We start from the raw sequence: 9,205 nt of genomic DNA on the forward strand, positions 1-9,205 counted from the left end.
GCGGGGGGGGCGCCCCGGCCTGTGCCCCCCAACCCTTTCTTTTTCGTGGGGTCGCTGCCCCCCGCCCCCCCCCGGCACTACCTGCTGAAAGATCAGAACCCGTAGCGCAGGAAACCGCCGTCCACCGCGATGCACTCGCCGGTCACATAGCTGGCCGCAGGCAGGCACAGGAAGCCCACGGCTGCGGCCACTTCCTCCGGTTCACCAATGCGGCGCATTGGCGTGCGGTTGATCACTTCCTCGTAGTAGTCCGGGTCCGCCAACGGACCGGACGTGCGCCGCGTGCGGATGTACCACGGCGCCACCGCGTTGACCCGGATGCCATCCTCGGCCCACTCGACGGCCAGGTTGCGGGTCATCTGATGCATCGCCGCCTTGGTCATGCCGTAGACCACGCCGCTGCGCACATGGGTCAGGCCGGACACGCTGCCGACGTTGACGATGGATGACGACGCGTGGCGTGCCAGCAACGGATGTGCATAGCGCGACAGCTCGAAGGCCGAGAACAGGTTGGTCTCGAAGATCTTCCGCCATTCGTCCTCGGAATACTCCGTGGCCGCCTTGGTGACATTGCCGCCGGCGTTGTTGACCAGGATGTGCAGGCCATCACTATGATCCTCCACCCAGTCCAGGATCTGGCGGCGGTCCTCGTCGTCGGAGACATCGGCGGCCAGCGCATGCACCTGCATCTGCGGATACACGTCCAGCAGTTCGTCGCGCGCGGTCTCCAGCATGTCGATATCACGGCCGACGATCATCAGATCGGCGCCGAAGCCAGCCAGTTCATGCGCGATGGCCAGGCCGATGCCGGCGCTGGCGCCGGTGATCAGGGCGGTCTGGCCGTCCAGGCGCCACCGTTGCTGGGTCATGTGTTCTCCCGGGCCGCGCCCGCTGTGTTTCGATGCGGCAAGGATACGCGCTCACGGCCGCCCCCTGCCGAGGATGCGACACTGCCCGCACGCCCATCACGGAGTGCCGCCATGCGCATCCTGATCCTGTTCACGTCCCTGCTGGCCACCGCGCTGCTGGCGGGCTGCCAGCGCCCACCGGCGCCGAACCCGGAAAAGCCACCGGTGCCCCGGGCGATGTCGCGCGCAATCAACGAACCGCTGGACCGCGCCAAGGGCGTGCAGAAGACCGTGGACGATGCCGCCGCGCGTGAGCGCAAGGCCGAGGCCGACGCGACGCAGTAACCCCGCAGACGAAAACGCCCGGCCGAGGCCGGGCGCTTCCAGTAGATCCACGCCGTGCGTGGATGGCTTCCGATCAGAACCCGCAGAAGCAGTACGCCAGCGCCTTCACCGGCGTGCCGTTGCCCTTCTCGCGGGCCGCGTTCTCGACAAAGCGCAGCTGCGTATCCACTTCCGGCATCGTGCGCGCCAGCACCATCCGCGCCATGCCCGAGTCGGACAGCATCCAGGCACCTGCACGGCTGCCGGCGAAACCGCTGACGAACTGCGCGAACGGCGTTGCCGCCTTCTCGATGTAACGCACGCGGTAGGCATCAGCCTTGCCCAGCTTGGCGCGGCTGGCGGCATCGGCCACCGCATCCTTCAGGCCACCGAAGGCATCGACCAGGCCACGTTCCTTGGCCTGCGCACCGCTCCACACGCGTCCACGGGCCACTTCGTCGACGGCCTCGACCGGCTTCTTGCGGGCGTCGGCGACGCGACCGGTGAAGTCGGCGTAACCCTTGTTGATCACCGTCTGGATGACCTGGCCCACAGCCGGATCCATCGGACGGGTGACATCGAAGGCACCGGCGAAACGGGTGGTGCCGACACCATCGGTGTGCACGCCGATCTTGTCCAGCGCGCGGCTGAAGTTCGGCACCATGCCGAAGATGCCGATCGAACCGGTGATGGTCGACGGGTCGGCATAGATGCGGTCGGCATTCATGCTGATCCAGTAGCCACCGGAGGCGGCCAGGTCACCCATCGACACCACCACCGGCTTGCCGGCGGCCTGCAGGGCCACCACCTCGCGGCGGATCTGCTCGGAGGCGAACACTTCACCACCCGGCGAATCCACGCGCAGCACCACGGCCTTCACGTTCTCGTCGTCACGCGCGGCACGCAGCAGCGCCGAGGTCGATTCGCCACCGATGCGGCCGGCCGGCAGGTCGCCACCGCTGATTTCGCCGGCGGCCACCACCACCGCCACCTGCGGACGCGAGTCCACCGGGTTGCGGCGCGCATCGAGCTGGCCCAGGTAGCTGCCGAAGTCGACGTTGCGGAAACCACCGTCGGCATCTTCGTCGGCCACGCCGCGCTCGATCATCAGATCCTCGAATTCCTCGCGGGTCTTCAGCGACGTCACCAGCTTCTGCTGCAGGGCGAACTTGGCCAGGTCACCACCGGCGGCGGCGATGCCTTCCGGCAGCGTGTCGATGCCGGCGGCCAGCTGTGCTGGATCCAGGCGGCGGGCCTTGGCGATGTCGCCCAGGTAGCGCTGCCACACGTCGTTCATCCAGAACAGGTCGGCTTCCTTGGAGGCCGGCGAAGCGGCGTCGAGCACGTAGGGTTCGGCGGCGGACTTGTACTCGCCCACCTTGAACAGGTGCACGTCCACGCCCAGCTTGTCCTGCAGGCCAGTGCGGAAGTACTGGCGGTAGCGGCCCAGGCCCTCGAGCACCACCGACCCCATCGGGTCCAGGTAGACCTCGTCGGCCTGTGCGGCCAGCAGGTACTGCGACTGGCCCATGCTCTCGCTGTAGGCCACCAGCTGCTTGCCGGACGCACGCAGGTCCTGCAGTGCCGCGGCCACTTCACGCAGCGAAGCGAAGCCCGACGGCTGCAGCTTGTCCAGCTCCAGCACCACGCGCTCGATCTTCTTGTCTTCCTTGGCCGACTCGATCACCCGCAGCAGGTCGCGCAGCTGGATCTCTTCGGCACCGTTGTCGCCCACCGCTTTGGCCAGTGCGCGGCTGACCGGGTCAGCGCTGAACTGCTCGACCAGGCGGCCTTCCGGCGCGATCACCAGGGTAGTGCGGTCCTGCAGCGATTTGCTGGCACCGGCGCCCATGCCGGCGGCGATGACGAACATCACCAGCAGCAGGAACAGCAGGCCGAAGAACACCAGGTTGAGGATCAACCGGCGGGTGAAGTTCATGACGTCCCACAGCCCGATGAAGAAACTGGCGACGGGGTTGCGACGCGCCGGGGGCAGCGGGGGCACGGGTTGATTCATGGAACGCTCCGGATGGCTTCTTGCCGTGGTGCCAGCATAGCCGGTGCCGTGTGATGCGGCATCGGACACAAGTCAGGGGATCGCCCGCCACGGGTCATCGCGGCGGGCGGGGCGGATCAGGACAGTGCCGACTGGCCGATGCGCAGGCTGCTGCGACGCAGGCGCCAGCCCATCAGGATGGCGGCGGCGGTCAGGCCGACGATCAGGCCGATCCACATGCCCTGCGGGCCCATGCCCAGCCCCAGGCCGAGCCCGGCGCCGAGCGGCATGCCCAGGCCCCAGTACGCGAACATGGCGATGAACATCGGCACGCGGGTGTCCTTCAGCCCGCGCAGCGCGCCGGCCGACAGCACCTGGATGCCATCCGGGAACTGGAAGGTGGCCGCGTACAGCAGCAGGGTGGAGGCCAGGCCGGCCACCGCCAGGTCGTTGGTGTAGACACCGACGATGGCATCGTGGCCGAACAGCAGCACCGCCGCCGACAGGGTCTGCGTGCCCATGATGATCGCGTAGCCGGCCCAGGCCGCGCGCTGCACGCCGAAGCCATCGCCACGGCCGACCGCATGGCCGACGCGCACGGTGGTGGCCTCGGCCACGCCCATCGGGATCATGAAGCACAGCTGGGCGACGTTGATCGCGATCTGGTGCGCGGCCGCTTCATTGGCACCAAGGCGGCCGATCAGCAGCGCGGTGACGATGAACAGGCCGCCCTCCATCAGCACGGTGATGCCGATCGGCAGGCCGGTGCGCAGCAGGTCCCAGATCGCCTTCCAGCGCGGTCCTTCGAAGTGCGAGAACAGCTGCAGGTGGGCAAAGCGCTTGGTGAACCACAGGTAGGTGGCGAAGGCGATCGCCTGCAGCCACATCATCACCGCCGAGGCGATGCCCAGGCCCTCGGCGCCCATTTCCGGGAAGCCGAGCTTGCCGTTGGCCAGCACGTAGCCCATCGGTGCCAGCACCAGCAGGCCACCGAAGCCGAGCAGCATGGTCGGCAGCGTCCAGTGCATGCCCTCGCTGAGATAGCGCATGCAGAAGTACAGGGTCAGCGCAGGTCCGCCCCAGCGCACCGCGTGCAGGAACGCGGTGGCCCCCGGCACGATGTCCGGTGCGATGCCGAACGCAGGCAGCAGCGGCGGCACCACGGTGAGGAAGGTGAACATGATCAGGCCCAGGCCCAGCGCCAGCCACAGTGCCTGGCGGAACAGCGGGCCGATCTCGCGCTCGCGGCCAGCGCCATGCAGCTGCGACACCGAGGCGGTGAGTGAGATCAGGGTGCCGATCGGGATCAGCATCGGCAGCCACAGCAGGGCGGTGCCGATGGTCACCGCGGCCAGGGTCGCCGTGGCGTGGTGGCCGGCAATGACATTGTCGACGAAGGAGATCAGACCGGTGGACACATGCCCGAGCACAAGCGGCAGGGCGAGCAGACCGGTAGCGCCGACTTCCTTGCTGAAGCGCGGCGTGGAGGTTGCAGTAGACATAAGGTGCTTGACGCGAACTACGGTTGCGCGCGAAGGGCACAGGCACCGGGTTGCGGGCCGCCATCTTACGCGCGCAGCGCACGCATTCCCATGACATGGCGTGAATGCTGGGTTCCGGCAGGCCCCGGCATCACGCGTTGCGATCGCGTTACGAACAGAAAAAGGGGACGGAGGGGATTAAGTCGTTTCAAGCCCGACTGTGCCGAATACGACTTAATCCCCTCCGTCCCCTTTTCTTTCTACTGCCCGGCCTGGCGCTTGAGCCAGGTATCGCGCTCGGCCGGCGGCACCGCGAGGAACGCGCCGCGGACCTTGTCGCGCTCCTGCGGTGGCGTGCGCTGTGCCACCAGGGTCAGTTGGGCCAGCTGCGCCGGGCTGAGCTGGCGCAGCACGGCCAGCGCGGCCTCGCGCTGTTCCGGCGGCACGAAGCCGAACAGGCCGTGCAGCTTGGGGAACTCCAGGCCCAGCTGCGGGCCCAGCCGCCAGCCTTCGCGGAAGGCCTGGTCCTGCGCCTGGAACTGCTGCCGCAGGCGCTGCTGCTGGTCGGCCGGCAACGCATTGAATCGCGCAGCGGCCTGACGGATCCGCTCACGCTCGCCCTCCGGCAATGCCCGCCATGCGGCGTAGTCGGCGCGGCGCTGGCGCTGCTGCTGGGCATCGAGCTGGGCGAACGTAGCGGGCGTCGTACCTGTGGTGGCCGGGGCCGCCGGTGAACTGCCCGGCACTGGCGGCGGCAGCGGCACGTTCAAGGTCTGCGGCGCGGCGGACAGCGACAACGGCAGGGCCAGCAGCAGGCTGGCGAATACGGTCTTATTCATCGGCAGCAGCGGTTTCCAGCGTGGCGCTGGCCGGCTCCGGCCGGCTCGGCTTGGATTGCGACTCGTCCACCGGCAGCGGGCCGCCCGCGGCGGTCCATGCATACAGATCGGCATCGGCCACCAGCGGATAGTCGCTGTCGGCCAGCATCGTGGCGTCGTCCGTCGCCTGCGCTGGGGTCGCGTCCGGCGTGGCATTGACCTTGCTCGGCGGCAGTGCTTCCACCGTGACGGGACCCGACTCACCAACCACGCCTTCCGGCAGCGGTGCGTCGCTGCCGAACGAATGTCCCTGCCAATGGCGCCAGCCCAGCGCGGCGGCCAGCAGTACCACCACGGTTATCAGCAGGATCAACGGACCGCGCCAGCGCGGCTTGGCATTGGCGCGGCGGCGCTTGCCAGTGGCTGCAGCCCGCTCGTCGCGCTGCGGGGTGCGCCAGCTGGAGGTCGGCGCTTCACTGCTGTTCGTCGGTGCGGCCGGCTGTTGCAGCTGCTGCAGGCGTTTGACGGGCAGATCGCGGATGCGCAGCTGCACCTGTTCGGCCAGCTGGCGCCAGGCCGAGGCGTCGGGCTGGCCGTGCGCGTCACGCGGGCAGGCATCGGCCAGCAGCTGCTGGTAGCCGGCTTCGTCCTGGTCGAGCACGCGCGTGGCGATACCTTCATCCAGGCTGCCGCCCACCCGCAGCAACAGCGCCAGGCGCGGCAACGGTCCCATCTGGCCCAAGGCGGCAAGCGGCGGCTCCCACTGGCCGCCCACCGGCTCACGCAGCGCCTGGCGCTGGCCCAGCAGGGTCCAGAAGCGGGTTGGCCACTGCGCCATCGGCAGGTCACTGGCGACCGCCGCAAACGCGCGCATCACCGCCACCAGTGTCTGTTCGGCCCGGGCAGCATCGCCGCACTGCAGTTCAGCCACCACCAGGGCGCGGCGTTCAACACCTCGCAGGAACGCCGACAGCGCACCGGCCGCGGTCGAGGAAACAGGGGCGGGCACAGCCGTCATCGATCACTCCAAAGGTCTGCCCGCATGATAGCGGCAGGCCATCGGCGCCCGTAGGACTTGCGCCCACAGGCACTTCGTGCTGCAGGTTGTGCACAGCACCACGCTGCCTGCGCAGGAAACTGTGGCATCCAGCTGAATTCACTCTGTTTCAGCATTGTTTCACACTTAAGTAATTGATTTTGATGGATTTTAAAGTATGGCGATTTTTTGACCAACCGGAGCGTGAGGCCGTCGCCATCGGCCTCCTGCGCGCCCGCCGACCGGTAACGCACAGCGTTATCCACAGAACATGTGGATAAGACTGAATCTCCAATGGACACCGATATTTAGGTGACATTTATGATTCAACGGGCGCCGTCCCGCCGCCGCCCACCCCGCCATTCGCGCGCGCATGGCCCGGTACACTGGCCCGATGCTTTCACCGATTCCGACCCTGCAGGTCGCCCTGCCCGTCCCCCTGCCCCGCCTGTTCGACTACCTGTCGCCGGAGGGCGTGGCCCCCACGGTTGCGGTCGGCTGCCGCCTGAAGGTGCCGTTCGGCAACCGTGAGCTGGTCGGTGTGGTGGTGGGACACGGCCAGACCGACGACGGCCAGGGACTCCGCCAGGCGTTGGCCTGGTGCGACCCGCAGCCGCTGCTGCAGGGTGAGCTGTGGCAGAGCCTGCAGTGGCTGGCGCGCTACACCCACGCGCCGTTGGGCGAAGTACTCAGCACCGCCCTGCCCGGCCCGCTGCGCCACGGCGAGGCCCTGCCCGACACCCATCACTGGGGCTGGCAACTGACACCCGAAGGCCATGCCCAGCGCGGGAAGCTGCGCGCCGGCAGCCGCCCGCGGCAGCTGGCCGAACTGCTGGCCGAGGCCGTGGTGGATGAAGACGTACTGGGCGAACGCATGGAGGACTGGCGCACCGCCGCACGCAGTCTGTCCAAGCGTGCACTGGCCGAGCGCGTGGCGATGACGGTGGCACCGCAGCATGCGCAGCCGTTGCCCGGGCCCACGCTCAACCCGGACCAGACCGAGGCCGTGACTGCGATCAACGCCGCCGACGGCTTCCAGCCTTTCCTGCTGGATGGCGTGACCGGCAGCGGCAAGACCGAGGTCTACCTGCAGGCGATCATCCATTGCCTGGCACAGGGCAGGCAGGCGCTGGTGCTGGTGCCGGAAATCGGCCTGACTCCGCAGACCCTGGCACGCTTCCGCGGCCGCCTCGGCATCGCCGTGCATGCGCTGCATTCGGGCTTGAACGATAACGAGCGCGCTCGCGTCTGGGCAGCCGCCTCACGTGGTGAAGCACGCGTCATTGTCGGCACCCGCTCGGCAGTGTTCACGCCGCTGCCGCAGGCCGGTCTGCTGATCATCGACGAGGAACATGACGGCAGCTACAAGCAGCAGGACGGCATCCGCTACCACGCGCGCGATTTCGCCCTGGTGCGGGCCAAGGCCTTGGGCATCCCGGTGCTGCTGGGCAGTGCCACGCCCTCGCTGGAAACCCTGCAAAACGCCTACGCTGGGCGCTACACCCACCTGCGCCTGAAGCAGCGTGCCGGCGATGCACGGCCACCGCGCGTGCGCATCCTCGATGTGCGCAAACGGCCGCTGCATGACGGTCTGTCGGCCGACGTACTGGCCGGCATCGGCGAGCATCTGCAGCGGGGCCAGCAGGTGCTGGTGTTCAAGAACCGCCGTGGCTACGCACCGGTGCTGCTGTGCCATGACTGCGGCTGGACCGCGCCCTGCAACCGCTGCGATGCACCGATGACCGTGCATGGTGGCGGCCGTCGCCTGCAATGCCACCACTGCGGTGCGCGGCAACCGGCGCCGCTGGCATGCCCGGCCTGCGGCAGCCTGGCGCTGCAGCCACAGGGCATCGGTACCGAACGCCTGGAAGAGCACCTCACCGCCGCCTTCGCCGATTTTCCGGTGGTGCGCATCGACCGCGGCACCACCTCACGACGCGACGCACTGGAACAGCAGCTGGCGAAACTGGGTGACCAGCCCGGCATCCTGGTCGGCACGCAGATCCTGGCCAAGGGCCACGACCTGCCGAAGCTGACACTGGTGGTGGTGGTGGGCATCGACGAAGGTTTGTTCTCCGCGGACTTCCGTGCCAGTGAAAAACTGGCACAGCAGCTGATCCAGGTCGCTGGCCGCGCCGGCCGTGCACGCGATCCCGGCGAGGTCTGGCTGCAGACCCATCACCCCGGGCATCCGCTGCTGGAAACCCTGGTGAGCGGTGGCTACCACCCGTTCGCGCAGGCCGAATTGAACCAGCGCCAGGCCGCCGGATTCCCGCCGTTCGCGCATCTGGCACTGATGCGCGCCGAGGCACAGCAGGTCGAGCATGCCAATGCGTTCCTGCTGGCGGCGCGGCAGTTGCTGGGCGAACAGAATGTGGTCGAGGCCTATGGGCCCATGCCGGCGCCGATGCCGCGGCGTGCCGGTTACCAGCGCACGCAGCTGTTGCTGTCCGCGCTTCAGCGGCCACCGCTGCATGGCGTGCTGGCCCAGCTGGTGCCGCAGCTGTATGCGCTGCCGGAGGCACGCAAGGTGCGCTGGTCGCTGGATGTGGATCCGACGGATCTGTATTGAGGGCGCTGCCCAATGCTGCGTAGAGTCGAGATCCTATGTTCGTGGTCAAGCCTGCTGGAAGCAGGCTTGACCCACCTTCAGCATGGCCGGATCGAAGTCCCGGCCGCTTTTGAAGACACCCCAGGCGATC

The 9,205-nt window shown here is 68.2% G+C and carries 7 protein-coding genes; 2 read left to right on the forward strand and 5 right to left on the reverse strand.

Features of this window, described 5'->3' with window-relative positions:
• Positions 1–92: 92 nt before the first annotated feature.
• Positions 93–869 carry an SDR family oxidoreductase gene (locus ABE423_RS19745; RefSeq protein WP_010481164.1) on the reverse strand — a complete coding sequence of 259 codons (777 nt, stop codon included), beginning with the start codon at positions 867–869 and terminating at the stop codon, positions 93–95.
• Between the two features lie 111 nt (positions 870–980).
• On the opposite strand from ABE423_RS19745, the gene ABE423_RS19750 reads away from it, so the two are divergent.
• Positions 981–1,193: a hypothetical protein gene (locus ABE423_RS19750; protein ID WP_125892184.1), complete on the forward strand. Its 213-nt coding sequence runs from the start codon at positions 981–983 to the stop codon at positions 1,191–1,193.
• Between the two features lie 73 nt (positions 1,194–1,266).
• Here ABE423_RS19750 and sppA read toward each other — a convergent pair whose 3' ends face one another.
• From sppA to ABE423_RS19770, 4 genes are all read right to left on the reverse strand, one after another.
• Entirely contained in the window at positions 1,267–3,189 is a 1,923-nt protein-coding gene (gene sppA / locus ABE423_RS19755) for a signal peptide peptidase SppA (RefSeq protein WP_197615596.1), read from the reverse strand.
• Positions 3,190–3,305: 116 nt separating this feature from the next.
• Positions 3,306–4,670, reverse strand: coding sequence for an MATE family efflux transporter (locus ABE423_RS19760; protein ID WP_346487248.1), 1,365 nt, complete (start codon positions 4,668–4,670; stop codon positions 3,306–3,308).
• Positions 4,671–4,909: 239 nt separating this feature from the next.
• On the reverse strand, positions 4,910–5,488 hold the full coding sequence (locus tag ABE423_RS19765) for a DUF3106 domain-containing protein (RefSeq protein ID WP_293794621.1): 579 nt from the start codon (positions 5,486–5,488) through the stop codon (positions 4,910–4,912).
• The gene (locus tag ABE423_RS19770; RefSeq protein WP_346487250.1) at positions 5,481–6,485 is read right to left on the reverse strand and encodes a hypothetical protein; all 1,005 of its coding nucleotides are present in this window, start codon (positions 6,483–6,485) and stop codon (positions 5,481–5,483) included. The genes ABE423_RS19765 and ABE423_RS19770 overlap by 8 nt, the downstream gene beginning before the upstream one ends.
• A gap of 412 nt (positions 6,486–6,897) precedes the next feature.
• Here ABE423_RS19770 and ABE423_RS19775 point away from each other — a divergent pair, with 412 nt between their 5' ends.
• Positions 6,898–9,075 carry a primosomal protein N' gene (locus tag ABE423_RS19775; protein WP_346487252.1) on the forward strand — a complete coding sequence of 726 codons (2,178 nt, stop codon included), beginning with the start codon at positions 6,898–6,900 and terminating at the stop codon, positions 9,073–9,075.
• Positions 9,076–9,205: the final 130 nt, after the last annotated feature.

Origin of the sequence: Stenotrophomonas sp. TWI1409 (genome assembly GCF_039673015.1) — a bacterium.
Taxonomy (GTDB): Bacteria; Pseudomonadota; Gammaproteobacteria; order Xanthomonadales; family Xanthomonadaceae; genus Stenotrophomonas; species Stenotrophomonas maltophilia_A.